The organism is Nesterenkonia sp. DZ6 (assembly GCF_022565835.1).
In the GTDB taxonomy this organism is placed as follows: Bacteria; Actinomycetota; Actinomycetes; order Actinomycetales; family Micrococcaceae; genus Nesterenkonia.
In genome coordinates, this window is the sequence record NZ_JAJOYW010000001.1 from 268,658 (window position 1) to 295,633 (window position 26,976).

General features: G+C 67.8%; 26 protein-coding genes. 5 read left to right on the forward strand and 21 right to left on the reverse strand.

What is annotated here, in order from left to right; all coding sequences use genetic code 11:
* Positions 1-58: 58 nt before the first annotated feature.
* The gene (gene ctaE, locus LTH93_RS01235; protein ID WP_370642613.1) at positions 59-706 is read right to left on the reverse strand and encodes an aa3-type cytochrome oxidase subunit III; all 648 of its coding nucleotides are present in this window, start codon (positions 704-706) and stop codon (positions 59-61) included.
* Positions 707-906: 200 nt separating this feature from the next.
* Here ctaE and trpD point away from each other — a divergent pair, with 200 nt between their 5' ends.
* Positions 907-1,989 (forward strand): anthranilate phosphoribosyltransferase, encoded by a 1,083-nt coding sequence (trpD, locus tag LTH93_RS01240; RefSeq protein WP_241469694.1) that lies wholly within the window; start codon positions 907-909, stop codon positions 1,987-1,989.
* Here the strand turns inward: trpD and def are convergent.
* The 5 genes from def to LTH93_RS01265 all read right to left on the reverse strand — a co-directional run bounded on the left by def (position 1,970) and on the right by LTH93_RS01265 (position 6,562).
* Positions 1,970-2,668: a peptide deformylase gene (def, locus tag LTH93_RS01245; RefSeq protein ID WP_370642614.1), complete on the reverse strand. Its 699-nt coding sequence runs from the start codon at positions 2,666-2,668 to the stop codon at positions 1,970-1,972. The two genes, trpD and def, sit on opposite strands and share 20 nt — an antisense overlap.
* Positions 2,669-2,768: 100 nt before the next feature.
* Positions 2,769-3,170 (reverse strand): cytochrome c oxidase subunit 4, encoded by a 402-nt coding sequence (locus LTH93_RS01250; protein WP_241464554.1) that lies wholly within the window; start codon positions 3,168-3,170, stop codon positions 2,769-2,771.
* Positions 3,170-4,894, reverse strand: coding sequence for an aa3-type cytochrome oxidase subunit I (gene ctaD / locus LTH93_RS01255; RefSeq protein WP_241464553.1), 1,725 nt, complete (start codon positions 4,892-4,894; stop codon positions 3,170-3,172). The genes LTH93_RS01250 and ctaD overlap by 1 nt, the downstream gene beginning before the upstream one ends.
* Before the next feature lie 2 nt (positions 4,895-4,896).
* Entirely contained in the window at positions 4,897-5,772 is an 876-nt protein-coding gene (gene ctaC, locus LTH93_RS01260) for an aa3-type cytochrome oxidase subunit II (protein ID WP_241464552.1), read from the reverse strand.
* 373 nt (positions 5,773-6,145) lie between these two features.
* Complete coding sequence (locus LTH93_RS01265) at positions 6,146-6,562, reverse strand: HesB/IscA family protein (RefSeq protein ID WP_241464551.1); 417 nt, start codon at positions 6,560-6,562, stop codon at positions 6,146-6,148.
* 130 nt (positions 6,563-6,692) lie between these two features.
* Here LTH93_RS01265 and LTH93_RS01270 point away from each other — a divergent pair, with 130 nt between their 5' ends.
* On the forward strand, positions 6,693-7,301 hold the full coding sequence (locus LTH93_RS01270; protein WP_241464550.1) for a DUF3043 domain-containing protein: 609 nt from the start codon (positions 6,693-6,695) through the stop codon (positions 7,299-7,301).
* A gap of 28 nt (positions 7,302-7,329) precedes the next feature.
* On the opposite strand, the gene LTH93_RS01275 is transcribed toward LTH93_RS01270, so the two are convergent.
* A complete protein-coding gene (locus tag LTH93_RS01275) occupies positions 7,330-8,403 on the reverse strand; it encodes a quinone-dependent dihydroorotate dehydrogenase (protein WP_241469696.1) in 1,074 nt (357 codons plus the stop codon).
* A gap of 54 nt (positions 8,404-8,457) precedes the next feature.
* On the opposite strand from LTH93_RS01275, the gene LTH93_RS01280 reads away from it, so the two are divergent.
* Positions 8,458-9,561, forward strand: coding sequence for an alpha/beta hydrolase (locus LTH93_RS01280; RefSeq protein ID WP_241469698.1), 1,104 nt, complete (start codon positions 8,458-8,460; stop codon positions 9,559-9,561).
* Here LTH93_RS01280 and LTH93_RS01285 read toward each other — a convergent pair.
* The 10 genes from LTH93_RS01285 to hrcA all read right to left on the reverse strand — a co-directional run bounded on the left by LTH93_RS01285 (position 9,507) and on the right by hrcA (position 20,412).
* The gene (locus LTH93_RS01285) at positions 9,507-10,313 is read right to left on the reverse strand and encodes an isoprenyl transferase (protein ID WP_241464547.1); all 807 of its coding nucleotides are present in this window, start codon (positions 10,311-10,313) and stop codon (positions 9,507-9,509) included. The two genes, LTH93_RS01280 and LTH93_RS01285, sit on opposite strands and share 55 nt — an antisense overlap.
* A 157-nt stretch (positions 10,314-10,470) precedes the next feature.
* Complete coding sequence (gene recO, locus LTH93_RS01290) at positions 10,471-11,217, reverse strand: DNA repair protein RecO (RefSeq protein WP_241464546.1); 747 nt, start codon at positions 11,215-11,217, stop codon at positions 10,471-10,473.
* Positions 11,218-11,272: 55 nt separating this feature from the next.
* Positions 11,273-13,033: a 2-isopropylmalate synthase gene (gene leuA, locus LTH93_RS01295; RefSeq protein WP_241469705.1), complete on the reverse strand. Its 1,761-nt coding sequence runs from the start codon at positions 13,031-13,033 to the stop codon at positions 11,273-11,275.
* 286 nt (positions 13,034-13,319) lie between these two features.
* Positions 13,320-14,306 carry a GTPase Era gene (gene era, locus LTH93_RS01300; RefSeq protein ID WP_370642616.1) on the reverse strand — a complete coding sequence of 329 codons (987 nt, stop codon included), beginning with the start codon at positions 14,304-14,306 and terminating at the stop codon, positions 13,320-13,322.
* The gene (locus tag LTH93_RS01305; RefSeq protein ID WP_241469706.1) at positions 14,303-15,793 is read right to left on the reverse strand and encodes a hemolysin family protein; all 1,491 of its coding nucleotides are present in this window, start codon (positions 15,791-15,793) and stop codon (positions 14,303-14,305) included. Before LTH93_RS01305 ends, era begins: the two co-directional genes overlap by 4 nt.
* 3 nt (positions 15,794-15,796) lie before the next feature.
* The gene (ybeY, locus tag LTH93_RS01310; protein WP_241469708.1) at positions 15,797-16,288 is read right to left on the reverse strand and encodes an rRNA maturation RNase YbeY; all 492 of its coding nucleotides are present in this window, start codon (positions 16,286-16,288) and stop codon (positions 15,797-15,799) included.
* A complete protein-coding gene (locus LTH93_RS01315) occupies positions 16,285-17,352 on the reverse strand; it encodes a PhoH family protein (RefSeq protein WP_241469709.1) in 1,068 nt (355 codons plus the stop codon). Before LTH93_RS01315 ends, ybeY begins: the two co-directional genes overlap by 4 nt.
* Positions 17,353-17,363: 11 nt before the next feature.
* Complete coding sequence (locus tag LTH93_RS01320) at positions 17,364-18,233, reverse strand: 16S rRNA (uracil(1498)-N(3))-methyltransferase (protein WP_241469710.1); 870 nt, start codon at positions 18,231-18,233, stop codon at positions 17,364-17,366.
* A 16-nt stretch (positions 18,234-18,249) separates the two neighbouring features.
* Entirely contained in the window at positions 18,250-19,374 is a 1,125-nt protein-coding gene (dnaJ, locus tag LTH93_RS01325) for a molecular chaperone DnaJ (RefSeq protein ID WP_241464540.1), read from the reverse strand.
* 12 nt (positions 19,375-19,386) lie between these two features.
* Positions 19,387-20,412 carry a heat-inducible transcriptional repressor HrcA gene (hrcA, locus tag LTH93_RS01330; protein WP_241464539.1) on the reverse strand — a complete coding sequence of 342 codons (1,026 nt, stop codon included), beginning with the start codon at positions 20,410-20,412 and terminating at the stop codon, positions 19,387-19,389.
* A gap of 68 nt (positions 20,413-20,480) precedes the next feature.
* On the opposite strand from hrcA, the gene LTH93_RS01335 reads away from it, so the two are divergent.
* Both LTH93_RS01335 and LTH93_RS01340 read left to right on the forward strand, forming a co-directional pair.
* Entirely contained in the window at positions 20,481-21,371 is an 891-nt protein-coding gene (locus tag LTH93_RS01335) for a DUF3097 domain-containing protein (protein ID WP_241464538.1), read from the forward strand.
* 167 nt (positions 21,372-21,538) lie between these two features.
* A complete protein-coding gene (locus tag LTH93_RS01340; protein WP_241464537.1) occupies positions 21,539-21,970 on the forward strand; it encodes a DUF4870 domain-containing protein in 432 nt (143 codons plus the stop codon).
* A 59-nt stretch (positions 21,971-22,029) separates the two neighbouring features.
* Here the strand turns inward: LTH93_RS01340 and hemW are convergent, their stop codons facing one another.
* From hemW to holA, 4 genes are all read right to left on the reverse strand, one after another.
* Positions 22,030-23,316, reverse strand: a complete 1,287-nt coding sequence (gene hemW / locus LTH93_RS01345; RefSeq protein WP_241469712.1) for a radical SAM family heme chaperone HemW — start codon at positions 23,314-23,316, stop codon at positions 22,030-22,032.
* A 3-nt stretch (positions 23,317-23,319) separates the two neighbouring features.
* Complete coding sequence (gene lepA, locus LTH93_RS01350; RefSeq protein ID WP_241464535.1) at positions 23,320-25,197, reverse strand: translation elongation factor 4; 1,878 nt, start codon at positions 25,195-25,197, stop codon at positions 23,320-23,322.
* A gap of 197 nt (positions 25,198-25,394) precedes the next feature.
* Positions 25,395-25,655, reverse strand: coding sequence for a 30S ribosomal protein S20 (gene rpsT, locus LTH93_RS01355; RefSeq protein WP_241464534.1), 261 nt, complete (start codon positions 25,653-25,655; stop codon positions 25,395-25,397).
* Between the two features lie 274 nt (positions 25,656-25,929).
* Positions 25,930-26,976, reverse strand: a complete 1,047-nt coding sequence (gene holA, locus LTH93_RS01360) for a DNA polymerase III subunit delta (RefSeq protein ID WP_342357741.1) — start codon at positions 26,974-26,976, stop codon at positions 25,930-25,932.

Here is a 26,976-nt window from a genome sequence, read left to right on the forward strand (position 1 = left end):
GCCGGTTCCTAACTTTTCGATGCGATACAAGCTGGGGTGCTTCGGCTGGGCCCGTTGATCAGGCGAACAGCGGCAGCAGGTAGACGATGCCGAACAGTGCGATCCACACGACGTCGACGAAGTGCCAGTAATACGACACGACGACGGCGGCGTGAGCCTCCTTGTGGGTGAACTTCACACTGAAGTACGCCCGCGCAATCACATAGAGGAAGGCCACGAGACCACCGATGACGTGCAGCCCGTGGAAGCCGGTGGTGATGTAGAAGGCGGAGCCGAACGCGTTCGATGAGACGGTGATCCCATGGGAGACCATCACCGCGAACTCGTAGGTCTGACCGCCGATGAAGATGGCGCCCATGATGAACGAGAGGATGTACCACTCGACCATGCCCCAGTGCTTGATCTGGAATGTGCCGCCGGTGCGGCGCGGCTGGTGCCGCTCAGCAGCGAAGACACCGAACTGAGCCGTCACCGAGCTTGCAACCAGGATCACTGTGATCGTGGTGGCCAACGGGATGTCCAGTTCACTGGCACCCTCGGCGAACATCTCAGACTGCGTGGAACGCAGTGTGAAGAACATGGCGAACAGGCCGGCGAAGAACATGAGCTCACTGGTGAGCCAGACCATGGTGCCCACGGACACCATGTTCGGGCGGTTCGGCAGTGTTCGCGCCGGAGCGATTGGGGCTTGGGTTGCAGTCGTCACGCATTCATTATGTCCTGAAAGCCCAGCAGTTTGCGACACCGACGGTCACTATGGCGTGGTTCCAGATCCTTGTCAGGGGGCGGATTCCGCGCCATTCCCAGGATCCGCCAAGGTGGAGCCGGTCAAAAAAGTCGACAATATTTCTACAGCGTGTCGAAATTGGTCGGAGCCGGACCGTGATCGGCCGATAGTCTGGGGCTGTGAAACTTCCACACTCACCCGATCCGCTGCTCCGCGCGACCCCGGTGCCCGCGAGCTGGTCCGAGCTGCTGGAGACGCTCCTGGCCGGAGAGCACCTCAGCGCAGCCACCTCAGCCTGGGCGATGGAGAGGCTCATGAGCGGGGCCCTCGGTGACGGGCAGATCGCCGCCTTCCTGGTCGCGCTGCGCGCCAAGGGCGAGGTCGCCGAGGAGCTCGTCGGGCTCAGCGCCACGATGATGGACAAGGCCGTCCCGCTGAGCATCCCCGGACCCACCCTGGACATCGTGGGCACCGGTGGAGACATGCTGGGCACCGTGAACATCTCCACGATGGCCTCACTGACCGCCGTGGGGGCCGGGGCACGCGTGGTCAAGCACGGCAACCGCGGCGCCTCCACCACTGCCGGCGCGGCCGATGTCATCGAGGCACTGGGAGTGGACCTCAGCATGGGCGCCGAGCAGGTGGCCCGCGCCGCGGAGGAGGTCGGGATCACCTTCCTCTTCGCGCAGAGCTTCCATCCCTCGATGCGCCACGTCGGGCCGGTGCGGCGTCAGCTCGGCATCCGCACGGTCTTCAACTTCCTGGGGCCCCTGTCGAACCCGGCACGTGTGACCGCCCAGGCGCTGGGCTGCGCCAGCCCCACGCTGGCACCGAAGATGGCTGAGGTGCTCGCCATGCGCGGCACCCGCGGCCTGGTGTTCCGCGGGAGGGACGGGCGGGACAAGATCACCACCTCCGCCGCCACCGACATCTGGGAGATCCGCTCCGGCGAGGTCTCACACACCGCCCTGGAGCCTGAGGATGTCGGACTCCCCCGCGTGTCCGTGGAGGACCTGCGCGGTGGTTCCGGCACCGAGAACGCACAGATCGTGCGGCAGATGCTCTCCGGGGAGCCTGGGCCCGTGCGAGACGCCGTCGTGCTCAATGCCGCGGCCGGACTGACCAGCCTCGATGAACTGGCCCAGGGGCCGCTGGTGGACCGGCTGACGGCCAACATGCGCCGGGCCGAAGAGTCCATCGACTCTGGCGCCGCGGCTGATGTGCTGCGCCGCTGGGTGGCGTTCAGCCAGAGTGTGAGCTGACGCCCCGCTCGGCCTGACCGGCGTCGTCGGAGTGACCGGCGTCGTCGGAGTGACCGGCGTCCCTTGACGCTGGGTCTTCGGCACCAGCCGGGTCTTCGGGCTCGTCGTGGCCGAATGGATCAGGGTCGACTCCGGGGAGCCAGGTGAGGCCGGGCTGGTTCCAGCCCTCCTTCTTCACGACCTTCTTCCAGCGCCGCGCCCATCTGGGGTCCAGCCGATTGACATAGAGGTAGCCGTCAAGGTGGTCGTACTCGTGCTGCAGTATTCGGGCGAACCATCCGGTGGCCTCGAACTGCAGCGGCTCCCCCGCGACGTCGAGCCCGGTGATCTCCACGTGCTCGCTGCGCTTGAGCGGGTAGTTGTACCCCGGCGCGGACAGGCAGCCCTCGGATTCCTCCTCGGGGTCGGCGGACTCCTTGGAGACCTTGCCGATCAGGCGGAGCCGCGGGTTGATGATCACTCCACGGGAGGGCTGATCGCCTGAATCGGCGAAGCTGTAGGTGAAGATGCGCAGCCCGACGCCGATCTGCGGGGCCGCCAGTCCCACCCCGTGGGCGGCGTCCTGGGTCGCGAACATGTCGGCCACCAGCTCGCGGATGGAGTCGTCGATGGTCTCGACCTCCTGTGCGCGTCGGTGCAGCACCGGTTCACCGTGGATCGTGATGGGGCGGATCGTCATAGCAAGGATTCTACGCACCGCGCGGGGCGTCCGGGGACGAGAAGGCCCGCCGTGAGTCGATGCTCACGGCGGGCCTTCTCCAGCGGTGCGTCTGGGCTGATCAGTGCGCGTAGCGCTTGCGGTTGAACTCCAGCACCCAGCCGGTGATGAAGAACAGACCGGGGATCAGCGCGATGAAGAACACCCACCAGTCGATGGCCAGGCCGAAGAACGCGAACGCTGCGGAGAAGCCGAGGCCCAGCGGCCACCAGCTCCAGGGAGCGAACTCGCCGTAGTTGCCGGCCATGTGCTCGATCTCGCCCGCCGGGTTGTCCCCGTCGAGCACGTCGTGGTTCTTCGCGACCATCCGCAGGTAGAACCAGAGCATGAACGCCATGCCTGCGGTGAGCAGGAGCAGCGGGAACCCGGCCATGTCTGACCATCCACTCCAGAAGCCGTAGATGAAGGCCACGATGAGGACGAATACGCCCAGGCCTAGGAACAACCCGATATTTGCCTTCATCAGACGCCTTCCTTGTCCTGCTGATCTGCTGGACCGAAGATCTTGCCCGCAGGTGTCTGCAGGGTGTGCCGGTCAGCGAGCTCAGGGTGGTGCAGATCCAGCGCGGGACGCTCAGAGCGGATGCGCGGCAGCGAGTAGAAGTTGTGCCGCGGCGGTGGGCAGGAGGTCGCCCATTCCAGCGAGCCGCCGAAGCCCCACGGGTCATCCACCAGCACCTTCTTGCCCTTGCGAGCGGTGATCCAGACGTTCCAGAAGAACGGGATCAGCGAGGCGCCCAGCAGCATCGAGAACACCGTGGAGAACTGGTTCATGGTGGTGAACCCGTCCTCGACCATGTAGTCCGCGTAACGACGCGGCATGCCCATGACGCCGAGCCAGTGCTGGATCATGAAGGTGCCGTGGAAGCCGACGAAGAGCATCCAGAAGTTGATCTTGCCCAGACGCTCGTTGAGCATCTTGCCGGTCCACTTCGGCCACCAGAAGTAGAATCCGGCGAACATCGCGAAGACCACGGTGCCGAAGACCACGTAGTGGAAGTGAGCGACCACGAAATAGGTGTCCGAGAGGTGGAAGTTCAGTGGCGGCGCGGCCAGGATGACGCCGGTGAGTCCGCCGAAGAGGAACGTCACCAGGAAGCCGAGGCTCCAGAGCATCGGCGTCTCGAAGGTCAGCGACCCTCGCCACATCGTGCCTATCCAGTTGAAGAACTTCACCCCTGTGGGCACCGCGATCAGCATGGTCATCAGCGCGAAGAACGGCAGCAGCACGGCTCCGGTGACATACATGTGGTGGGCCCACACGGTCACCGACAGCGCGGCGATCGCGATGGTCGCGTAGACCAGGCCCTTATAGCCGAAGATCGGTTTGCGGCTGAAGACCGGCAGGATCTCCGAGATGATGCCGAAGAACGGCAGCGCGATGATGTAGACCTCCGGGTGTCCGAAGAACCAGAACAGGTGCTGCCAGAGGACCGCACCGCCTGCCTCCGGATCGAAGATGTGCCCGCCGAACCTCCGGTCGAGACCGAGTCCGAACAGCGCGGCCGCGAGCGGCGGGAAGGCCATCAGGACCAGGATCGAGGTGATCAGCGTGTTCCACACGAAGATCGGCATCCGCCACATGGTCATGCCTGGAGCGCGCATGCACAGGATCGTGGTGATGAAGTTGACCCCGCCCATGATCGTGCCGAAGCCGGTCAAGGCCAGGCCGAACACCCATAGGTCACCACCGACTCCCGGTGAATACGTGGTGTCAGACAGCGGAGCGTAGGCGAACCAGCCGAAGGAGGCCGCACCCTGGGGGGTGAGGAAGCCTGCCATGGCGACCAGGGCGCCGAAGAGGAAGAACCAGAACGCCAGCGCGTTCAGGCGGGGGAAGGCCACGTCCGGGGCGCCGATCTGCAGCGGCATGATGACATTGGCGAAGCCGGCGAACAGCGGGGTCGCGAACATCAGCAGCATCACCGTGCCGTGCATGGTGAAGAGCTGGTTGTACTGCTCCTTGGTCTGCAGCAGCTGCATGCCGGGCTCGAAGAGCTCCGCACGGATCAGCAGCGCCATGACGCCGCCGACGCAGAAGAACAAGAAGGAGGTGATCAGGTACATGTAGCCGATCACCTTGTGATCGGTGGTCGTCAGCCAGTTGACGACGATCTTCCCCTTGGAGCGGGGGACGACGCGCGAGACCTCACGCGCTTCGTCGGCGGTGTATTCGAGGGTCGCCACAGTCAGTCGTCCCCTTCAGTTCCGGCCACGTTTTCGTGGAGGTTTGGATTGCGGTCATACTCGTCGCCGAGCTGACCCTCGGGCAGGGTCTCGAGGTAGTCACGGAACTCGTCCTCGGTGACGACCTCCACATTGAAGAGCATCTCCGAGTGGTACTCGCCGCAGAGTTCTGCACACTTGCCGTCGAAGCTGCCAAGCTCCTGCGGGGTCAGGTGGATCTCGTTGGTGCGACCCGGGATCATGTCGCGCTTCTGCAGGAAGGCGGGGATCCAGAAGGAGTGGATGACGTCGCGGGCGTTGAGCTCGAAGGTGACGGGCTGATCCACCGGCAGGTAGAGGGTGGGCAGCGTCTCGCGCACGCCCTCTTCACCGGTGAGCTCGGCCTGGACACCGGCGAAGTAGCGCTCGTCGCCGTCGTAGTTGTAGTTGAAGTCCCAGGCCCACTGCTTGCCTCGGACGTCGACGACCAGATCAGGGTCGGTGTAGGGCTCATCGACTGAGCGCTGCACCTGGTTGGTGTAGAAGAACAGCACGCCCACCATGACCAGCGGGACGATGGTGTACATGATCTCCAGCGGCACGTTGTACGCGATCTGGCGCGGGTAGCCGGTCTCCCCCTTGCGGCGACGGTAGGCGACCATGCACCAGAGCATCAGTGCCCAGGTGATGAGGCCCACGATCAGCGCGGCGATCCAGGAGTTGACCCACAGGTCGGTCAACTCCGCAGTGTTGCTGGTGGTGTCCCGGCTGCCCGGAAGCCATCCTCGTTGTGCAGGCTGCTCTTCCGAGCAGGCGCTGAGCACCAGTGCCGCCGCGCTGGCCAGTGCAACTGACTTCAATGCACGGCCTCGGCTGCCGGTTCGATTATGCGAACTCACAGACGGCCCTTCCTCTATCTCGGTGTGCGAATGTGCGTTCTCCGTGACCCGTTGACCGCGCTGTGCGCAGAGTTCGAACCACCATGAACGCTTCGCGCTCCAGACTACTACGTCCTGTAGAGGACCGGGAGGACGGACACCCGCGCCCGACGCATCTGATCTGCTCCTTCGACCCTGCCTCCGAACCCCGGATACGAGAAAACTCCGCTTCTACCCCGTGTAGAAAACGGGAGAAGCGGAGTTTCGCTCGTGCTGGGCAGCGGCTGAATCCGCTGCCGATGTGTCTGCTTTATGACGCTGTGACTCAGCGGACCGGTTCAGGGCCCGGCGTCGGAACCCGACGGAGCGGACCGATGAGCCCTGGTGGATTCGGTCAGTGGAAGGAGTCGCCGCAGGCGCAGGAGCCGCCGGCATTGGGGTTGTCGATGGTGAACCCCTGCTTCGAGATGGAGTCCTCGAAGTCGATCTTCGCGCCCTCGAGGTAGGGCACGCTCATCTTGTCCACGACGACCTCGACACCGCTGAAGTCGCGCAGTGCATCCCCGTCGAGGACGCGCTCGTCGAAGTAGAGCTGGTAGATCAGGCCGGAGCAGCCGCCGGGCTGCACGGCCACGCGCAGCCGCAGATCTTCGCGGCCCTCCTGCTGAAGCAGCGAGGAGACCTTCTCGGCGGCGGTCTCACTGAGTTCGACCTGGTGGGTCTTGAAGCCATCGACGGCGGATCCGGTGATCTCGGCTGATTCGGTCTCAGCGGCGGATCCGGCGGCGGTGTCCTGGGTGGTGGTGCTCATGGCATACACCTCTCTGGTTGTAGCGGCAGGCCTGTGCTCTACGGTAACAACGCCGAGGGCCACGAGGTTCATTCCCGCCGGTCGAGCACGGCGCAGGGATCGAGTCCATTATTCCCGCTACACTGGCGGGGTGCTAGGACGTAAGAAAAACACTGCCGACCAGATCGCCGAGGCTGAAGCCGCGCAAGCTCGCGAGCAGGCCCAGAACACCAGGCGTCAGCCTGAGAAGAAGGGCGTGCCCACACCGAAGCGCAGCCAGCAGCAGGCGGCACGAAAGCGCCCGCTGGTGCAGAACGATCGCAAGGTCGCCCGCGCCGCCCAGCGCCAGCAGATGGCCGATCAGCGGGTGAAGATGCGCCGGGCGATGGAGACCGGCGAGGAGAAGTATCTTCCTGCTCGCGATCGCGGTCCCCAGCGACGCTACGTCCGGGACTACGTCGACGCGCGCTTCGGCATCGGTGAGTGGATGCTGGTCCTGGTGCTGGTCTTCCTCTTCGCATCCTTCGTCATGAATGAGGGGATGCGCATCATCGTCAGCCAGATCCTCTGGCTGTTCGTGCTCGCCGTCCTCGTCGAGGCCGTGTGGGTCGGGCGCACCGTGCGCAAGAAGATCGATGCCAAGTTCGGCATCGAGAACCGTGAACGCGGACTCCCCTTCTACGCCGCGATGCGATCGCTGCAGATCCGCCGACTGCGGCTTCCCAAGCCGCTGGTGGCCCGAGGACACTTCCCCGCCTGAGCATGAGCCCCGCCCGAGCGGCGGGGCCTCAGCCGCTTCGCAGCAGCGACCTCAGGTCGCGGTTGATCCGGCGCACCCAGAACGGACCCTCATAGACGAAGGCCGTGTAGCCCTGCACCAGGTCGGCGCCGAGCGCGAGCCGCTCGGCCACGTCGGCCCCTGAGGTCACTCCCCCGACGGAGATGATCGCGGTGGTGCGCGGCAGCGCGGCGCGCAGCCGGGTCAGCACCTGCTTGGAGCGTTCGGCGAGCACCGGGCCGCTGAGTCCGCCGGCCCCCGCGGCCTGCACCTGTTCCGGGTCGCTGTGCAGATCCTCGCGGGAGATCGTCGTGTTCGTGGCGATCACCCCGTCCAGCCCCAGGTCGCTGACCAGCTCGGCCACGGCGTCGACGTCGGAGTCGGCCAGATCGGGCGCGATCTTCACCAGCAGCGGCACGTGGCGCTGCGCGGCGTCGTCGGCCTCCGCACCCACCGCGGAGAGCAGCGGCCGCAGCGCGGTGATGTCCTGGAGCTGACGCAGCCCCGGAGTGTTCGGTGAGGACACGTTGACCACCAGATAGTCCGCCACCGGAGCCAGCATCCGGGCGGAGACGAGGTAGTCCTCGGTGGCGTGTTCAAGCGGGGTCACCTTGGTCTTGCCGATGTTCACGCCGATCACCGGCGCGTGCCGACCTGCCCGCTTGAGCCGGGAGATCTGCTCGCGGATCTGAACCAGACGCGGACGGACCTCCTCCGCGCCGTCGTTGTTGAAGCCCATGCGGTTGATCAGCGCGCGGTCCTCGACGAGTCGGAAGAGCCGCGGCGTCGGGTTTCCCGGCTGCGCGGCGGCGGTCACGGTGCCGATCTCGATATGTCCGAATCCCAGGTGCGCCAGCGGCAGCACCGAGGTGGCGCCCTTGTCGAAGCCGGCGGCGAGGCCGAAGGGTGAGGGCCAGACCAGGCCCAGCGCACGGATCTGCAGCGACTCATCCGGGCGGCACAGCCGCTCCAGCACTCTGCCGCCCCCGAGTCGCCTGCTCAGCCGCAGCCCGGAGACGACCAGGTGGTGGGCCTTCTCGGGATCGAGCCGGGTGAAGACGGTCTTGAATACGAAGCGGTACATGGCTCCCATCCTAGGATGCCGGTCGGCCCGGTGTTGCCTCCTAGGATGGTGAGCATGGATCAACTGCTCGAAGACTCCCCTGTGGGCCTCTGGTCTCCTGATCATCTCCAGGGCTGCAAGCGGCTCACGCTGCCCCTCGGTGAGGACGAGGAGGGGCCGGTCAGCGCGACTCTGGTCAGCTACTCCCCCGATCCAGAACAGCAGGCGGTCCAGGATGAGCGCCCGGCAGCGGGTGGGACCGAGTCGGCGGCCGGGCAGACCCCTGCCGAGCCGGACCACCCAGCGCAGCTGGCCCCGGTGCTGCACCTGCACGGCTGGGCCGACTACTTCTACAACATTCCGATGGCTCGTCGCTGGCAGAGCTGGGGGCGTCCCTTCTACGCGCTGGATCTGCGCAAATACGGCCGGAGCCTGCGCAGCTGGCAGACGCCGGGCTATGTCGATGACTTGAGCACCTACGACGCCGACATCGAGGCCGCGCTCAGCGAGATCCGCTCGCTGCACCCCGACGCTCCGGCCCCGATCATCGAAGCCCACTCCACCGGTGGTCTCATCGCCGTGCTGTGGGCGCAGCGCAACCCTGGAGCGATCAGCGCGCTGGTGCTGAACAGTCCATGGCTGGAGCTCTCCGGCGACGTCGCCGCGCGCACCGCCACCGAGGGCTTCCTGGCACCGCTGGGGCAGTTCTCCCCCACGCGCGCGCTGAAGCTGCCGGCCGTCGACAACTACTGGCAGACGCTCTCGGATCAGGCGCAGGGCGAATGGACGCTGCATCCTCGGTGGCGCCCGCGCACGTCCTTCCCGATCCGGGTGGGCTGGATGCGTGCAGTGCTGACCGGTCAGCGCAAGGTCTACGAGGGGCTGGGGCTGCAGCTGCCGATCCTGGTGCTGCTCTCGGGTGTGACCGCCTACCGGCGGCACTGGACCGAGGAGCTGCAGGAGTCCGACTCGGTGCTCGACGTGGAGCTGCTGGCCCGCCGGGCGGTCAAGCTCGGCGATCAGGTCACCGTGGTGCGGGTGCACGGGGCGATCCATGACGTCTTCGCCTCAGAAGATGCGGTGCGCACCCGGGCGCTGGACGAGGTGCAGCGCTGGCTGCGGGCCTACGCGCCCGAGGCTGAGCGTCCTGCGGAGAACCTGTCCACCGCCGCGCCGTAGCGGCGATCACGACGGGCGTAGATCTCCACGGCCTCCCACAGAGTGGTGCGGTCCACGTCGGGCCAGAGCACGTCCATGAAGACCAGCTCGGCGTAGGCGGACTGCCAGAGCAGGAAGTTCGAGATGCGCTGCTCCCCGGAGCTGCGCAGGAAGAGGTCGACGTCGGGGAGGTCGGGCTCGTCCAGATGGGCGGCCACGGTCTTCTCGGTGATCTTGCGCGGGTCCATCCGACCGGCGGCGACCTCGGCGGCGATCAGCTTGACCGCGTCGGTGATCTCGGCTCGGCCGCCGTAGTTCACGCACATGGTCAGCGTGAAGCGGGTGTTCTGTGCGGTCAGCTCCTCGGAGGTCTCGAGCTCCTTGATCACCGAGCGCCACAGGCGTCCGGGCTGCCCGTTCCAGCGGATCCGCACGCCCCAGGAGTTCAGCACGTCGCGCTGCCGGCGCAGCACTTCGCGCGAGTAGCCCATCAGGAAGCGCACCTCATCGGGTGAGCGTTTCCAGTTCTCGGTGGAGAACGCGTAGACGCTGATGTGTTTTACGCCGATCTCGATCGCGCCGGCGATGACGTCCATCAGCGCGGCCTCACCGGCCCGGTGCCCTTCGGTGCGCGGGAGTCCGCGCTGGTTCGCCCAGCGCCCGTTGCCGTCCATCACGATCCCGACATGGGCCGGCACCAGTTCCGGGGGCAGCTGCGGTGCCGAGACGCGGTCGGGGCGGGGGGCGGGATCCTGATGGATGGGCAGGGACATGGCGTCCATTCTTCCATGTCGCGCCGGCGCAGCCGGCACCCCGACCGTGCGACACTCCCCGGATCGGATCTCACCGGATCAGCTCTCACCGGATCAGCTCTCACCGGTCTGCTCTCACCGGCGCGGCCGCGGCGGCTCCAGCCTCTGCCCGCTCGGTTCAGAGTCCCAGCGAGCTCAGTCGGCGATCCAGGTGGTGTTGGGCGTAGCTGATCACCACGTTCGTGGCCTCATGCCGGATGTCGCTGCGGAAGGATCGGGTGTGTTCCCAGTGGCCGTGCTGCAGCGCGTGCAGCAGCTCCACCGTGGCCGGATCCAGGGTCCGGGTGCCCGGTGGCCGGCAGTCGGTGCAGACCGGCCCGCTGGCGGCGGGGTGGAAGCCGGTGTGGGCGCCGGGCTTGCCGCAGGACACGCAGGCGGTCCAGGTGACCGCCCAGCCGGCGGAGGACAAAGCGCGCAGCAGGTAGGAGTTCAGCACGACGTCGGCCGGGTGGACTCCGCGGGCCAGAGCCGAGTATCCGCCGTGGAGCAGCCGGAACTGGGCGCCGCCGAAGGCCGGATCCGACTCGACGTCCATCAGCCGCTCGGCGGTCTCGGCCATGGTGCTCGCCGCCATGTACTTGTCATAGTCCGCGACGATCGGCGGACCGTAGGTGTTCTTCGACGTGGCCTGGGTGACGATGTCCAGGGAGCGCCCGTGCACGAACTGCACATCTGCCACCATGAACGGCTCCACGGTGGCGCCGAACTTCGAGGAGGTGCGGCGCACCCCCTTCGCAACCGCGCGCACCAGCCCGTTCGCTGAGGTCAGCGCGGTGATGATGCGGTCCGCCTCACCCAGGTTCTGGGTGCGCAGGATGATCGCGGCGTCCCGGTAGGAGCGGGACGCGAAGGTGGAGCCGGCCATGGTGGCAGAGTACTACAGCGGCATGGGCGCAGGCCCTGGGCTGCCGGGGTGCCGGTCAGCGGACCGGGGCGGCGTCGCGCAGCGCGCGGTTCACCGCCGAGATCACTGCCTGCAGCGAGGCCAGGGTGGTGTTGTGATCCAGCCCCACTCCCCACAGCACCCGCTCCCCGATCGCCAGCTCCACGAAGGATGCCGCCTGGGCGTCCCCGCCCTGGCTCATGGCGTGCTCGGTGTAGTCCAGCAGCCGCACGTCGACCCCGTCGTCGGCGAGGATCTGCAGCAGCGCAGCGATCGGACCGTTGGCGTGGGCGGACTGCGAGGTGGCGTGACCGCCGGCCTGCAGCTCCACCTCCATGTGGAACACTCCTTCGGCGTTGGAGGAGGTGTTGACCTCGTCCAGCCGGTAGTGGCCCCACTGGTGGTGCGCGGTGTCCACCGGCAGGTACTCGTCCTGGAAGATCTGCCAGATCTCCTCGCCGGAGACCTCGCCGCCGCCGTCGTCGGCTCGACGCTGGATGACCCCGGAGAACTCGACCTGGGCGCGGCGCGGAAGATCGATCCCGCGTTCGGCCTTGAGCAGGTAGGAGACCCCGCCCTTGCCGGACTGCGAGTTGACCCGGATGACCGCCTCGTAGCTGCGGCCGATGTCCTTGGGGTCGATGGGCAGATACGGCACGGCCCAGGTGATCTCGTCGCGGGAGGCCCCGGCCGCATCGGCGCGGGCGTCCATGTGCTCGAAGCCCTTCTTGATCGCGTCCTGGTGCGAGCCGGAGAAGGCGGTGAAGACCAGGTCGCCGCCGTAGGGTGAGCGCTCCGGGACTCCCATCTGGTTGCAGTGCTCCACGGTGCTGCGGATGGTGCTCATATCGCGGAAGTCGAGCTCCGGGTCGATGCCCTGGCTGAACAGGTTCATGCCTAAGGTCACCAGGTCGACGTTGCCGGTGCGCTCTCCGTTGCCGAAGAGGCAGCCTTCGATCCGGTCGGCGCCGGCCATGTAGCCCAGCTCGGCGGCGGCGACGCCGGTGCCGCGGTCGTTGTGCGGGTGCAGCGAGAGCACGATCGACTCGCGGTTGCGCAGGTTCCGGTGCATCCATTCGATGGAGTCGGCGTAGACGTTCGGGGTGGCCATCTCCACCGTGGCCGGCAGGTTGATGATGACCGGCTTCTCCGGGGTGGCGCCGAAGACGTCGACCACGGAATCGGAGATGTGGGCGGCGAAGTCGAGCTCGGTGCCGGTGAAGGACTCCGGGGAGTACTGGTAGACGATCTCGGTGGGCGTGGAGGCCGCGGCGTGCATCGCCTCCTCGTACTTCTTGCACAGCCGGGCGCCCTGGGTGGCGATGTCGACGATCCCGTCGCGGTCAGCCTTGAAGACCACCTCGCGCTGCAGCACCGAGGTGGAGTTGTACAGGTGCACGATGGCGCGCGGCGCCCCGGCGATGGCCTCGAAGGTGCGCTCGATCAGGGCTTCGCGCGCCTGGGTGAGCACCTGGATGTAGACGTCGTCGGGGATCTTGTCCTGCTCGATGAGCTGGCGGACGAAGTCGTAGTCGGTCTGCGAGGCCGAGGGGAACCCGACCTCGATCTCCTTGAACCCCATGCTCACCAGCAGCTCGAACATCCGGTGCTTGCGATCCGGGGTCATCGGGTCGATCAGCGCCTGATTGCCGTCGCGCAGGTCCACCGCGCACCAGCGCGGGGCAGTGCGGATGGTCTTGTCCGGCCAGGTGCGGTCGGGCAGCGAGACGGTGATCTGCTCCTCGAAGGGCACATACCGCTGGAACGGCATGGGTGAGGTCTTCTGAAGTTTGCGCATGAGAGCTTCCTTGCTGTGAACGAGCTGAGGGCGAGCGGTCGAGGCGGAGGAGCTCCGCAGCGGGGATTCGACCTGGAAGTGCTGCGCTGTGCTGGATCTACGAGCTGGACCGGTGAGGTGAGCTGGGATCAGACGTGCGCGAGCTCTTCCCCGCTGCGGCGGAGAAGCTCTAGTCGTAGGACGCGCTGGCGTATCGTCTGCACATCTTTCAAACTAGCACGCAGCGCGGGCGTGTGCAGTGGGTCACCCTGATTCTCATCATGTGGACGACCCCCGCTGTCCGGGGCTAGAAGCCGAGCCGGCCGAGCTTCTTCGGGTCGCGCTGCCATTCCTTGGTCACCTTGACGTGGAGATCGAGGTAGACCGGGGTGCCCAGCAGCTTGACGATCCCGGCCCGCGCGTCGGTGCCGATGGCCTTGAGCCGGGCGCCCCGCTTGCCGATGATGATCGCCTTCTGCGAGTCGCGCTCCACGTGGATCGAGACCCGGACGTCGAGCAGCGGCTTGTCGGCGGGCCGATCTTCGCGGGGCACCATCTCCTCGACGACCACGGCGATCGAGTGCGGCAGCTCATCGCGGACGTCTTCGAGGGCCGCTTCACGGACCAGCTCGGCGACCATGATGGCCTCGGGCTCGTCGGTGAGCTCCCCCTCGGGGTAGAGCGGCGGAGACTGTGGCATCATCGCGGCGAGCTGTTCGATCACCACCTCGGTCTGGTCGCCTTCGAGGGCGGAGACCGGGATGATCTCGGCGAAGCCGCCGGCCTGGTTGCCCTCCTGGGCGAGGTGTTCGCGGCCGAGCTGGTCCACAGCCATGAGCTGCTCGGCGAGGTCCTCGCGGGAGACCTTGTCCACCTTGGTGACCAGTGCGATGACCCGCTTGTGCGGGAGCTTGGTCAGCTGGGCGGCGATGAAGCGGTCACCGGGCCCGACCTTCTCGTCGGCCGGGATGCAGAACCCGACGACGTCGACCTCGGAGAGGGTGTCGATGACCAGGCCGTTGAGCCGCTTGCCGAGCAGGGTCCGCGGGCGGTGCAGCCCCGGAGTGTCGACCAGGACCAGCTGGAAGTCGCTGCGGTGCACGATCCCGCGGATGGTGTGCCGGGTGGTCTGCGGCTTCGAGGAGGTGATCGCCACCTTGTCCCCGACCAGCGCGTTGGTCAGCGTGGACTTCCCGGCGTTGGGGCGCCCGACCAGGCTGGCGAATCCGGCGCGGAAGTTCTCGTCGAACGCGGCGAAGCCCTCCTGCTGCGGCGGCATCTGTATTGGGCTCATCGTGGTGTTCCGATCCTCTCCTGCGCCGAGGCCGCGGCTGCGGCCCGGTCGTCCTGCTGGGCTGCTGTCTGGACTGCGGTCTGGGCCGCTGTCTGTGGTGCTGTCTGTGCTGCCGTCTCTGTCGGGTCGAGGTGCAGAGCGTCGGGCTCGGCGTCGGTGCCCAGCCCCGCTCTGGCGCCTCGCCGGTCCTCGGCCTCCCAGGCGAGCACGTGGCTCACCCGGTTGCGTCGCCCCTCGAGCCGGTCGGCGCGCAGCACCACTCCGGGGCCGTGGCGGCGCGGAATCTCGACCTCGGATCCGGCGATCGCCACCCGGCCCAGGGCCTTGGCGAGCAGACCGCCGACGGTGTCGACCTCTTCCTCGTCGTCGAGGTCGAGCTCGTAGAGCTCGGCGAAGTCGTCGACCGACATGCGGGCCGAGAGCCGGCGTCGTGAGTCGTCGAGGTCTTCGATCTCGGCGGACTCGGTGTCGTATTCGTCCACGATCTCCCCCACGATCTCCTCGATCAGGTCCTCCAGGGTGACCATCCCGGCGGTGCCGCCGTATTCGTCGACCACGATGGCCACGTGGGTGGACTCGCGCTGCAGCTCGGAGAGGAACTCGGAGACCGGTTTGGACTCGGGCACATAGCGGACGTCGCGCTGGAGCTCGTCGATGAGGATCGAGTCCGGGTCGCGGTCGGTGTAGGCGCTGAGCAGCTCCCCGCTGCGCAGCCGGTGGTGCAGGAACGCGGCATCCTTGAGGTAGATCATGCCGGTGATGTCATCGGCTGAGCCGCGCACCACCGGGATCCGCGAGTATCCGGAGCGGAAGAACAGCGTCATGACCTCGGCGAGGCTGGTCCCGGACTCCACGGTGACCATGTCGGTGCGCGGGACCATCACGGCGCGGACCCGGGTGGCGGAGAGGTCGAAGACGGACTGGATCAGCTCGGCCTCGGCGTGCTCGATGATGTCCTTCTCCGAGGCGCGGGCCACGAATTCGCGGAACTCTTCGTCGTCGAAGAAGCCCTGGTCGGTGTGTGCGGTGCCCGGGACGGTGCGCGCGCCGATGCTGCTCAGCGCCTCGGGGAAGGGCCCGAGCACGACCCGCAGGGTGCGCACCAGCTGCGCTGTGGAGGCCGCGACCAGCAGGTGGTGGCCCCGGCCGACCCGCCGCGGGGAGATCGCCGCGGCGATGACTCCGCCGATGAGCAGGACCGCGGAGCCTGCCACGGCGCCGGCGGCAAGCCCGTCGAGGGCCAGTGCGGAGGCCACGATGACCAGCACGACGACGGCGGTGGTGAAGAACCAGCGCCAGGTCTGCAGCGCGAGCGTGTGCGCCACGGGCTGGGCGAGGATCTTCTCCACGGCGGTGGAGCCGCGCTGCTCGGCGATCTCCTCGGCCTCACGGCGGCTCAGCCGCAGGAACGCGGAGTCGGCCGCGGAGAGCGCGAAGGCCAGCACGGCGCAGACCAGCGCAAGGATGATGAGGATGCCGAGGGCCATGGATCAGACCGTCGGCGTCGGGGCAGCGTGACCGAGGTACTCCTCCAGGAGCACTCGCTGCAGGGTGAACATCTCTTCACGGTCAGCCGCCTCGGCGTGGTCATGTCCGAGCAGGTGCAGCACCCCGTGGGTGGCCAGCAGCGCGAGCTCCGCGCTGAGCGGGTGCCCGTTGGCCTTCGCCTGCGCGGCGGCGACGCCGGGGCAGATCACGATGTCGCCGAGCACGCCCTCGGTGACCGGGTCCTCGGCGGTGCCGGCGGTGAGCTCGTCCATCGGGAAGCTCATCACATCGGTGGCCCCGGGCAGGTTCATCCAGTCCAGGTGAAGCTGCTCGATGGCCTCTTCGTCCACCAGCGTGATCGACAGCGTCACCGCAGGTGCCAGGTGGAGCTTGGCGTAGAGGAATCCGGTGAGGTCCAGCAGCTCGGCAAGGTGCGCTCCGGAGATCTGATCGGAGCCGGAGCTGTCCTCGACCGTGACCTGGACCTCGGTCATCGCCGTCCTCCGCGTCGGGTCGCGGGGGCGGGAGCCCGGTCCTGGTGGCGTTCATAGGCGTCCACGATGCGGCCCACCAGTTCGTGGCGGACCACGTCCTCGGAGCCGAAGCGGGAGATCTCGATGCCCTCGACGCCGTCGAGGATCTCGATCACGGTGCGCAGTCCGGAGTCGGTGCCGCGCGGCAGGTCCACCTGGGTGATGTCACCGGTGACCACGATCTTGGAATTGAACCCCAGCCGGGTCAGGAACATCTTCATCTGCTCGGCGGTGGTGTTCTGCGCCTCGTCGAGGATGATGAAGGAGTCGTTGAGCGTGCGTCCGCGCATGTAAGCCAGCGGGGCGACCTCGATGATGCCTGACTCCATGAGCCGCGGTATCGAGTCCGGGTCGATCATGTCGTGCAGCGCGTCATAGAGCGGGCGCAGGTAGGGGTCGATCTTCTCGTTGAGGCTGCCGGGCAGGAACCCGAGCTTCTCGCCGGCCTCCACGGCGGGGCGGGTCAGGATGATCCGGTTGACCTCGCGGGCCTGCAGCGCCTGGACCGCCTTGGCCATGGCCAGGTAGGTCTTGCCGGTGCCGGCGGGGCCGATGCCGAAGACCACGGTGGACTCGTCGATGGTGTCCACATAGGTCTGCTGGTTCTTGGTCTTGGGCCGGATGGTGCGCCCGCGGTGGGAGAGGATGTTGGTGGTCACGATCCGCGCGGAGTCCTGCGCGGCGTCGGCGCGCACCATGGTGGCGACCTGTTCGATGATCTCCTCGGTGACCGTGGTCCCGGAGGCGGCCAGGGTCTTGAGCTGGGTGAGGATCTCCACGATCCCGGTGATCTCCCCGGCGGGCCCGCCCACGGTGACCAGCTGATCACGCAGCCCGATGGAGGACGCCGGGTAGATGCCCTGCAGGATGCGCAGCGCGAGGTCCCCGGCGCCGAGGCTGCGGAACATGGTCTCGGCGTCGGCGAAGTGGACCTGACGCTCGATGTTGCCCAGCGCGGCGGCGGTGGCGCCGCGGGCCGCTCCGGAGATGGGCGATGTGCTCGGGTTCTGCGAAGTCTCAGTCATTGGTCCCCAGTCTATGCGGTCTGCTCAGGCTGACCAGTCTCAGCACCCCAGTCCCAGCGGCCCAGCAGCAGCTGCGCGGCGGCCAGCGCCGCGGGACCGGCGGTGGAGGAGCGCAGCACGGTGGGGCCGAGCCGGGCGACCTGCGCTCCGGCGCCGGTGAGCAGCTCGATCTCGCGGTCGCTGATCCCGCCCTCCGGACCGACGACCACGTGCAGCTCCTGCAGCTGGTGCGTGGAATCCTGCTGCATCGGATCCTTCAGCGTCGGATCCTTCAGCGTCGGATCCTTGCGTGCGGGCTTCTGCAGCGCGGCGATGGCCTGGGCCAGCGAGGTCTCGTCGGTCTCATGCAGCACGACGACGCCGACCTCGGCGCCCGCGGACCGGATCGCCGTGAGGTAGCCGGCGGTGCTCTGCAGCGGGCGCACCTCGGGGATGGTGGTGCGTCGGGTCTGTTTGGCCGCGGTCGTCACCAGGGCGACCCACTCGGCGTGCTTCTTGGTCTCGCGGCCGGCCTTCCAGCGGGCCACTGAGCGTTCGGCCTGCCAGGGGATCACCGCGTCCACGCCGAGCTCGGTGGCGGACTCCACGCCCTGCAGGTCGCGGCGGTCCTTGGCAAGCGCCTGGACCAGCACCAGCCGGGGCAGCGGCACCGGCTCCTCGATCACGGCGAGGATCTCCACCTCGAGCTGCCCGCCTCCGGCGGAGCGGACGCGGCCTTCGGCGCGCCGCCCCACCGTGTCGGAGAGCAGCACCGGCTCGCCGGGCTGCAGCCGCATCACGGTGGCGGCATGGTGGCCCTCCGCGCCGGTGAGCGTGACCACCTCGGCCACGGCCGCGTCGTCCAGCGCACCCGGGTCGAGGTGGAACAGCGGTGCCGTCATCTCAGATCGCGCATCTCTAGAGCGCGTCCCAGCGTTCGCGAAGCTTGGCGAAGACGCCACGGTGTTCGGTGGTGGACTCCCCGCGCTCCTCACCGCGCTCGAGGGCGAGTTCGCGCAGCAGCTGGGCCTCGCGGTCGGAGACCTTGGTGGGGGTCTCGACCTTCAGGTGCACCTTCAGCGCGCCGCGACCGCCGCCGCGCAGGTGGGTCACCCCGCGCTCCTTGAGCGTGAGCACCTCACCGGACTGGGTGCCCGGCTTCACGGTGAGCTCCTCGGCGCCGTCGAAGGTGTCCAGGTCGACCGTGGTGCCCAGGGCGGCCGCGGTCATCGGGATCGAGACCGTGGCGTGCAGGTCGTTGCCGCGGCGGGTGAAGACCTCGTGCTGCTTGACCTCGACCTCGATGAACAGGTCTCCGGAGGGGCCGCCGGCCAGTCCGGCCTCGCCCTCGCCGGCCAGGTGGATCCGGTTGCCCCGGTCCACGCCTGCCGGGACCTTGACCTTCAGGGACTTGCGCTCGCGCACCCGACCCTGGCCGTCGCACTCCTGGCAGGGGTCCTCGATGATGTTGCCGAAGCCGGCGCAGCGGGCGCAGGTCTGGGTCTGGATGACGGTGCCCAGGATCGAGCGCATCGGCCGCTGGACCTGGCCCTGGCCGTGACAGTCAGGGCAGGTGGTGGGCGAGGTGCCCTTGCGGGTGCAGGAGCCGTCGCAGACCGTGCAGGTCACGGCGGTCTCCAGCTCCACCTCCTTGGTGGTGCCGAACACGGCGTCGCGCAGGTCGATGCGGACCCGGATCAGCGAATCCTGGCCACGGCGGGTGCGTGAGGCGGGGCCTCCGCCTCCCCCGCCGAAGAAGGTCTCGAAGATGTCGCCGAAGCCGCCGAAGCCGGCGCCGCCTGCTCCGCCGCCGGGGAATCCGGAGCGGCCGTTCTCATCGCCGGTGGCGTCGTAGTTCTGCCGCTTCTGCGGGTCGGAGAGCACCTCGTAGGCGCGGCCGAGCGCCTTGAACTGCTCGGCGGCATCCTCGGAGGGGTTCACATCGGGGTGAAGCTTGCGGGCCTGTTTGCGGTAGGCCTTCTTGATCTCTTCGGTGGACGCCGAGCGGCTGACGCCGAGCGCTTCGTAATAGTCAGTCGTCATCTTCAAGGACGTTCACCCTTCGGAGAGAATTCGGGACAGGTAGCGCGCCATTGCGCGCACCGCGGACATGGTGGAGCCGTAATCCATGCGGGTCGGACCGACGACGCCGAGCTTGGCACCTTCGGCTCCCGCCTGGGAGCCATACTCTGCTGCGACGACAGCGGTCTCGATCAGCGAATCATGACTGGTCTCGTGACCGATGCGGATGGAGAGACCGCGTCGGTCCTGCTCCATCTCTGTCAACAGTCGAAGCAGCACTACTTGTTCCTCGAGCGCCTCAAGAATGGGACCGATGGAGGGACCGAGGTCGCGGCCCGACCTGGCGAGGTTAGCAGTCCCGGCCATGATGATGCGATCCACGCGGGAAGACTCGAGGATCGTCTCCACCGCCTGGGCGATGATCGCCATGGACGGCCGCAGCACCGGCTCCACCCGGCTGATCAGGGTGTCGGTGGGCAGCGGCAGGGCAGAGATGGAGCGCTGATGCAGTTCGGTGGAGAGCACCTGGGCGATCCGGTGCAGCGAGTCGTCGCCGATCGCGTCGGCGAGGGTGACCATGCGCTGCTCGACCTTCCCGGAGGAGAGGATCACGATGGCCAGCGCCTTGTGCGAGGACATCGAGACGATGTCGATATGTCGGATCTTCGCGGTGGAGCGCTGCGGATGCTGGATCACGGCGACCTGGTTGGTGAGCATCGCGAGCAGCCGCACGGTGTGCTCGAGCATCGCGTCGTGGTCATCGGCGGTCTCGAGCAGGGTGTCCATGGCGCGCCGCTCGGCGGCCGAGAGCGGACGGACCTCGGTGATCTTGTCCACGAAGCGTCGGTAGCCGAGGTCGGTGGGGATCCGCCCGGCAGAGGTGTGCGGGGCGGCGATCAGACCCTCCTCCTCGAGGTGGGCCATATCGTTGCGGATCGTGGCGGGCGAGACCTCCAGGTCATGGCGCTCCACCAGGGCCCGGGATCCGACCGGCTCCCGGGTCTGGACGTAGTCCTCCACGATGGCACGCAGAACCTGCAGACGACGGGTGTCTGACATGTAAGCTTGGCGCCTCCTGAACTTCTGGCACTCTTCGAGTACAAGTGCCAATTCTACAATGGGTGATCATGAGCGCTCCGCACTTCCCCGACTGGCGTCCCTCCTCCACCCCGAACTGGGGTGCCCAGGACCTCTCCCGGCTCCGTCAGAGCCAGCTCCGCAAGGTCTCCGCGATGCCCGCCGACTACGGCGCCGTGATCGAGGAGGTGGAGTCCGGCTGGGTCGGCGCCATCATCTCGGTGGAGGCCTCCGGCGGTGTCCATGTGGTGAGTCTCGAGGACCGGCGCGGCAAGGTCCGCTCCTTCCCGCTGGGCCACGGCTTCCTGTATGAGGGCCAGCCGGTGGAGCTGACTCCCCCCACCCCGCGGGCCGCCGCGGCGAAGCCCACCCGCACCGCCTCGGGTTCGGTGGCGGTGGCGAACGCGCCGGCGCGGGTCGCCCGGGCCTCACGGATCTGGGTCGAGGGCACCCACGACGCCGAGCTGGTGGAGAAGGTCTGGGGCGAGGACCTGCGGATCGAAGGCATCGTCGTGGAGCCTCTGCACGGCGCCGATGACCTGCTCGGCGCGATCCGCGCGTTCGGGCCGGGACCCCGGCGTCGGGTCGGAGTGCTGCTGGATCACCTGGTCCCCGGCTCCAAGGAGTCGCGCATCGCCCGCGAGGTCATGCAGCAGCGCGGCGCACAGGGCAACATCGCTGTCCTGGGCCATCCCTATGTGGATGTCTGGCAGGCCGTGAAGCCGCATCTCTTCGGGCTGAAGCGCTGGCCGGACATCCCGCGCAGTCAGGACATCAAGGTCGGCACGCTGCAGGCGCTGGGCTGGCCGCATGCGAACCAGCGTGACATCGCGCACGGGTGGAAACGGATCCTCGGCCAGGTCAGCAGCTACGCGGATCTCGAGCCCTCGCTGCTCGGTCGGGTGGAGGAGCTGATCGACTTCGTCACGGTGGAGCACTGAACTTAGGAACCGAGCGAGACCACCGGGTCCGGGCACACAGGCGCAGCGCGCAGAATCCGGACTCCGACACGCCTCCGTCGGCCAGTCGATGTCCAGGGCGATTGGGTAGAATTCGAATCGGGAACGGCCAGGTGCCGCAAGGGTGGCATCGCAGACACGGAGGTGCAGTGGAGCATAATCAGAAACCCCAGGGTGACCGGTCGGGGCAGGATGCTCGAACGGATTCTTCTGCACGCCTGAAGGGTTCCTCCGCTGCCGCCGCGGCGCTGACCCCGGCAGAGGATCGACGCTGGGCCACGTTGTCGCACTTCGGCGCGCTCATCGGCTGCTTCCCCGCCCTCGCGGTGTATCTGGTCTACCGCGACCGCGGCCCGTTCACCGCCCAGGAGTCCAAAGAGGCGCTGAACTTCACGCTTCCGCTGACCGCAGTGATGCTGGCCTGCTACATCCTTGCCCTGATCCCGGCCATCGGTTGGGTCTTCGGCCTCCTCGCGGTGCTGATCTGGGTCACGATGACCATCTCTGGGCTCGTGGCCGGCATCCAGTGCAACAAGGGCCGCCCCTACCGGTACCCCTTGAACCTTCGCCTGATCCACTGAGAATCCTCAGCTGATCCGCTGGGCATCGCCGCCTGCTCAACCGAGCACCCGGCCTTCGGTCAGGGCGCCAGTCGGCGGGTCACGGCATCGGCCAGCAGCCGTCCGCGCAGGGTGAGCACCGCTCGGCCCTGCGGATGAGCGGTGCTGGGCTCCGCGGCGTCGTCGTCGATCAGCCCGTCATGCACCAGTGACTGCAGGCTCTTCCGCGAGATCTTCTCGCCCTGGCTGCGGCGCAGCTCCGGCAGCGCGTTGTACCCGGCGACGTCGAGCCCGTCGGCCAGACGCACCCGCAGCATCAGGTGCTCCAGGGTCTTGTCCTGATCCGCCAGCAGCTCCCGGCCGTGGCCCGGGGTGGTGCCGCTGGAGAGCCGCTGTGCATAGGCCGCGGGGTGCTTCACGTTCCACCAGCGCAGTCCGGCCACATGGGAGTGTGCGCCAGGCCCGGCGCCCCACCAGTCGGAGTCCACCCAGTAGTTCAGGTTGTGCTCCGAGCGGGTCGCGGCACTGGTGGAGAAGTTGGAGACCTCGTACCAGCTCATCCCGGCGGCGCCGAGCACCTGATCGGTGAGCAGGTACTTGTCTGCCTGATCATCGGGGTCGATGTCGGGCAGCACGCCGCGCTTGATCTTGGCGGCCATCGCCGTGCCCTCTTCGATGATCAGCGAATAGGCCGAGATGTGGTCCGGCCGCAGCGCGACCGCGTGGTCCAGGCTGGTGCGCCAGTCTTCGAGGCTCTCCCCCGGCGTGCCGGAGATCAGATCCAGGCTGACCTGCAGGCCGGCGGTGCGGGCGGCTTGGACCGCGCGCTCCACGTTGGCCGGGTCATGGGTGCGGTCCAGGGTGCGGAGCACCTCCGGCACGGCGGACTGCATGCCCAGGCTCAGCCGGGTGAACCCGGCCTCGGCGAGGACCTGCGCGGTGGCAGCGGTGATGGTGTCGGGATTGGCCTCGGTGGTGATCTCGGCGTCCGGACGGAAGCCAAAGAGCTCACGGGCCCGGGTGAGGATCCGGGCGAGCTCCTCGGGCGGCAGCAGCGTCGGGGTGCCGCCGCCGAAGAACACCGTGGAGAACGGGCGCTCCGGGGCACCCATGGCGTCGAGCACTGAGCGGGCGAAGACCAGCTCGGAGATCAGCGTGTCCGGGTAGGACACCTGGGAGGCGCCGGGGCCGAGGTCCTCGGCGGTGTAGGTGTTGAAGTCGCAGTAGCCGCAGCGCACGCTGCAGAACGGGATGTGCACGTAGAGGCCGAGGGGCACCTCGGCACGGGCGGGCAGGGCCCGCTGCACGGCGGCGGGAAAGCCGCCGTCGGCGGGGACCGGGTCGCCGAGGGGAAGGGTGGAGGGCAACGCCTACTTCTTCCCGGCCTTCTCTTTGCCGGCCTTGTCCTTGCCGGCGTCCTCGTCCGAGGACAGCGCGGCGATGAAGGCCTCCTGCGGCACCTCCACGGTGCCGACCATCTTCATCCGCTTCTTGCCCTCCTTCTGCTTCTCCAGCAGCTTGCGCTTGCGGCTGATGTCGCCGCCGTAGCACTTGGAGAGCACGTCCTTGCGGATCGCGCGGATGTTCTCGCGGGCGATGATCCGCGAGCCGATGGCGGCCTGGATCGGGACCTCGAACTGCTGGCGCGGGATCAGGTCCTTCAGCCGGGAGGCCATCTTGACCCCGTAGGCGTAGGCGGAGTCGCGGTGGGTGATCGCGGAGAACGCGTCGACCTGATCACCCTGGAGCAGGATGTCGACCTTGACCAGGTCGGCGGCCTGCTGACCGGTGCCCTGCCAGTTCAGCGAGGCGTAGCCCTTGGTGCGGGACTTCAGCTGGTCGAAGAAGTCGAAGACGATCTCGGCCAGCGGCATCTTGTAGCGGATCTCCACGCGTTCGGCGGAGAGGTAGTCCATGCCTTCCATGGTGCCGCGCCGGGACTGGCAGAGCTCCATGACCGGGCCGATGAACTCGGCGGGGACGATGACCGTGGCGTCCACGATCGGTTCGCGGATCTCGCTGACCTTGCCCTCGGGGAACTCCGAGGGGTTGGTCACCCGATGGATCTCGCCGTCCTCGGCGGTGACCTCGTAGACCACGTTGGGAGCGGTGGAGATCAGATCCAGGTTGTACTCGGTCTCGAGCCGTTCCCGGGTGATCTCCAGGTGGAGCAGGCCCAGGAAGCCCACGCGGAAGCCGAAGCCCAGCGCGGTGGAGGTCTCCGGCTCGAAGTTCAGTGCGGCATCGTTGAGCTGCAGCTTCTCCAGGGCCTCGCGCAGCACCGGGAAGTCGGAGCCGTCAAGCGGGAAGAGCCCGGAGAAGACCATCGGGCTGGGGTCGTCGTAGCCGCCGATGATCTCCGCGGCGGGCCGGTTCTGGGCGGTGACGGTGTCACCGACCTTGGAGAGGCGGACGTCCTTCACACCGGTGATCAGGTAGCCGACCTCGCCGACGCCGAGACCCTTGGTGGCCTCGGGCTCCGGGGAGGAGACCCCGATCTCGAGCAGCTCGTGGGTGGCGCCGGTGGACATCATCTTGATCTTCTCGCGGTGCGAGAGCTTGCCGTCGACCACGCGCACGAAGGTGACCACGCCGCGGTAGGTGTCATAGACGGAGTCGAAGATCATCGCGCGGGCCGGAGCGTCGGCGTCGCCCTGCGGGGCGGGGATCTCGGCGACGATCTTGTCCAGCAGCTCCTCGACGCCGTCGCCGGTCTTGCCGGAGACGCGCAGCACGTCCTCAGGCTCGCAGCCGATCAGGTAGGCGATCTCCTCGGCGTACTTCTCCGGCTGGGCCGAGGGCAGGTCGATCTTGTTCAGCACCGGGATGATCTTGAGGTCGTGCTCCATGGCCAGGTAGAGGTTGGCCAGGGTCTGCGCCTCGATGCCCTGGGCGGCGTCGACCAGGAGCAGCGCGCCTTCGCAGGCGGCGAGGGAGCGGGACACCTCGTAGGAGAAGTCCACGTGGCCCGGGGTGTCGATCATGTGGAAGGCGTAGGTCTGCCCGTCGAGCTCCCAGGGCATCCGCACGGCCTGGGACTTGATGGTGATGCCGCGGTCGCGCTCGATGGCCATCCGGTCGAGATACTGGGCCTTCATGTCGCGGGCCTGCACCACCCCGGTCAGCTGCAGCATGCGGTCCGCAAGCGTGGACTTGCCGTGGTCGATGTGCGCAATGATGCAGAAGTTCCTGATGACACTGGGGTCAGTGGCGGCGGGCACCTGCGAGCTGCGGGCCTTCGGTGACACGGTGGTGGGAGTCCTTTGCTTCGTCGAGACGCCGGGCATTGTGCTGCACCTGGCACTTCATTGTTCCATGACTGCGGCGGTGGCTGCGCTGGGACGCTGCCGACGGCGCGGTCAGGTCTTACACGAACGGGGCCCCGCGCAGCGCGCAGGGCCCCGTTGCTCGCTCGCGTGTGAGCGGACGTTCTAGAGAGTCAAGCTCACAGAGCGTTGACGGTGGCGGCCAGACCGGACTTGCGGTTGGCGGCGTTGTTCTTGTGCAGAACGCCCTTGGAGACGGCCTTGTCGAGCCTGCGAGCTGCCTCGCGGTTGGCTGCGATCGCTGCGTCCTTGTCGCCGGCGGCAACAGCGTTGCGGACCTTCTTGATGGCGGTCCGCAGCTGGGACTTGACGCCCTGGTTGCGCTGGCGCGCCTTCTCGTTGGTGAGAATGCGCTTCTTCTGAGACTTGATGTTTGCCACGAGTTGTCTTTCTGTCTGAGGTCACTGGACGTGAGGATACATCCCTGTCGGCCGGCAGCAGACAAACTTCAGTGGCGTGGGGTTGCCATAGCGATTGCGCAGCCCATTGAGGTAGAGGGCCCAGGACTGCGCGAGACTTGCTGCCGCAGGGTTTTGGGGCTCTTTCGAACCCCAGACACTGCCTATAGACGATAGCAGAGAAGCCGCACTCCAGCCACCGAGCAGGGCGGTGTCAGGGTGTGTGTCAGGTCCGGTGTCGGGCTCGGCGTCGGGCTCAGCGGCCCGCCGAGGAGGCGATCACGGTGATGGCGCGTTCCACCGCGTATTCCGGGGTCCGCGAGGCGCCCTTGGCCTCGGCGTCGGCGCGGGCGATCGCCTCGATGGCCTCGGCCGCGCGCAGCGGGTGCCAGCGCCGCGCGGTCTCGGCGACCTGCTGCAGCTGCCAGGGTGGAGCACCGAGGGTGGCGGCCAGCGCGGCGGGGCTGCCGCGATGGTCCACCAGCGCTGCGATGTGCCGGCCCTTGCGGGCCAGCGCGGCGGTGACGGCGATGGGCGAGACCCCGGTGGCGATGGCGTGGCGGTAGAGCCGGGTGGCGGCCTCGCGGCGACCCTCGAAGGCGGCGTCGGCCACCTTGAAGGCGCTGGCCTCGACCCGGCCCCCGTGATAGCGGTCCACGTGTTCCTCGGTGATGTCCCCGGCGACGTCGGCCATGAGCTGCTGGCAGGCCCCGCCGAGGTCCGAGAGCGTGGAGCCGGCGGCGGCCACCAGCGCGCGGGCGCCGTCGGCGTGGATCTCACGTCCGGCGGCGCGGAACTCACGGCGCACGAAGTCGAGCTTCTCGTTGTCGTTGCGGGTCCCTGCACAGTCGACGACGACGGCGCGCCTGGCCAGCGCGTCCAGCAGCTTCTTGCCCCGGTTGCCGCCGCTGTGCCGCAGCACCAGGGTCACGTCCTCGGGCTTCTCCTCGAGGTAGGCCAGGGCGTCGGTGAGGAAGGTGTCGTTCATCGAGGCGAGGTCCTCGGCCAGGACCAGGCGCGCCTCGCCGAAGAGCGAGGGCGAGGTGACCGTGAACAGCTCTCCCGGCCCGGCGTCTGCGACGTCGAGCCGGGTGAACTCCAGGTCCGGGTGCTGCGCCCGGAGTGCCCGCTTGATCTTGTCCAGCGCCCGGCCGGCGAGGTAGTCCTCGTTGCCCTTGAGCAGGATCAGCGGGGCGGGTTCCACGCTGCGAAAGTCAAGGCCCTCGGCCTTGTTCGCACCGCGGCCCGCACCGCCGCCGCGCTGTGTGCCGGTCCGCGAGGACCCGGTCCGCTGAGAAGCCAT

What these genes read in the sequence shown, in the direction of transcription:
- def (WP_370642614.1), bottom strand. Translation starts at nt 2,668, where the DNA reads ATGACGATCCGCCCCATCACGATCCACGGTGAACCGGTGCTGCACCGA.
- LTH93_RS01250 (WP_241464554.1), bottom strand. Translation starts at nt 3,170, where the DNA reads ATGAAGGCAAATATCGGGTTGTTCCTAGGCCTGGGCGTATTCGTCCTC.
- LTH93_RS01265 (WP_241464551.1), bottom strand. Translation starts at nt 6,562, where the DNA reads ATGAGCACCACCACCCAGGACACCGCCGCCGGATCCGCCGCTGAGACC.
- LTH93_RS01275 (WP_241469696.1), bottom strand. Translation starts at nt 8,403, where the DNA reads ATGTACCGCTTCGTATTCAAGACCGTCTTCACCCGGCTCGATCCCGAG.
- LTH93_RS01280 (WP_241469698.1), top strand. Translation starts at nt 8,458, where the DNA reads ATGGATCAACTGCTCGAAGACTCCCCTGTGGGCCTCTGGTCTCCTGAT.
- LTH93_RS01285 (WP_241464547.1), bottom strand. Translation starts at nt 10,313, where the DNA reads ATGTCCCTGCCCATCCATCAGGATCCCGCCCCCCGCCCCGACCGCGTC.
- recO (WP_241464546.1), bottom strand. Translation starts at nt 11,217, where the DNA reads ATGGCCGGCTCCACCTTCGCGTCCCGCTCCTACCGGGACGCCGCGATC.
- leuA (WP_241469705.1), bottom strand. Translation starts at nt 13,033, where the DNA reads ATGCGCAAACTTCAGAAGACCTCACCCATGCCGTTCCAGCGGTATGTG.
- era (WP_370642616.1), bottom strand. Translation starts at nt 14,306, where the DNA reads ATGAGCCCAATACAGATGCCGCCGCAGCAGGAGGGCTTCGCCGCGTTC.
- LTH93_RS01305 (WP_241469706.1), bottom strand. Translation starts at nt 15,793, where the DNA reads ATGGCCCTCGGCATCCTCATCATCCTTGCGCTGGTCTGCGCCGTGCTG.
- ybeY (WP_241469708.1), bottom strand. Translation starts at nt 16,288, where the DNA reads ATGACCGAGGTCCAGGTCACGGTCGAGGACAGCTCCGGCTCCGATCAG.
- LTH93_RS01315 (WP_241469709.1), bottom strand. Translation starts at nt 17,352, where the DNA reads ATGACTGAGACTTCGCAGAACCCGAGCACATCGCCCATCTCCGGAGCG.
- LTH93_RS01320 (WP_241469710.1), bottom strand. Translation starts at nt 18,233, where the DNA reads ATGACGGCACCGCTGTTCCACCTCGACCCGGGTGCGCTGGACGACGCG.
- dnaJ (WP_241464540.1), bottom strand. Translation starts at nt 19,374, where the DNA reads ATGACGACTGACTATTACGAAGCGCTCGGCGTCAGCCGCTCGGCGTCC.
- hrcA (WP_241464539.1), bottom strand. Translation starts at nt 20,412, where the DNA reads ATGTCAGACACCCGTCGTCTGCAGGTTCTGCGTGCCATCGTGGAGGAC.
- LTH93_RS01335 (WP_241464538.1), top strand. Translation starts at nt 20,481, where the DNA reads ATGAGCGCTCCGCACTTCCCCGACTGGCGTCCCTCCTCCACCCCGAAC.
- holA (WP_342357741.1), bottom strand. Translation starts at nt 26,976, where the DNA reads ATGGCTTCTCAGCGGACCGGGTCCTCGCGGACCGGCACACAGCGCGGC.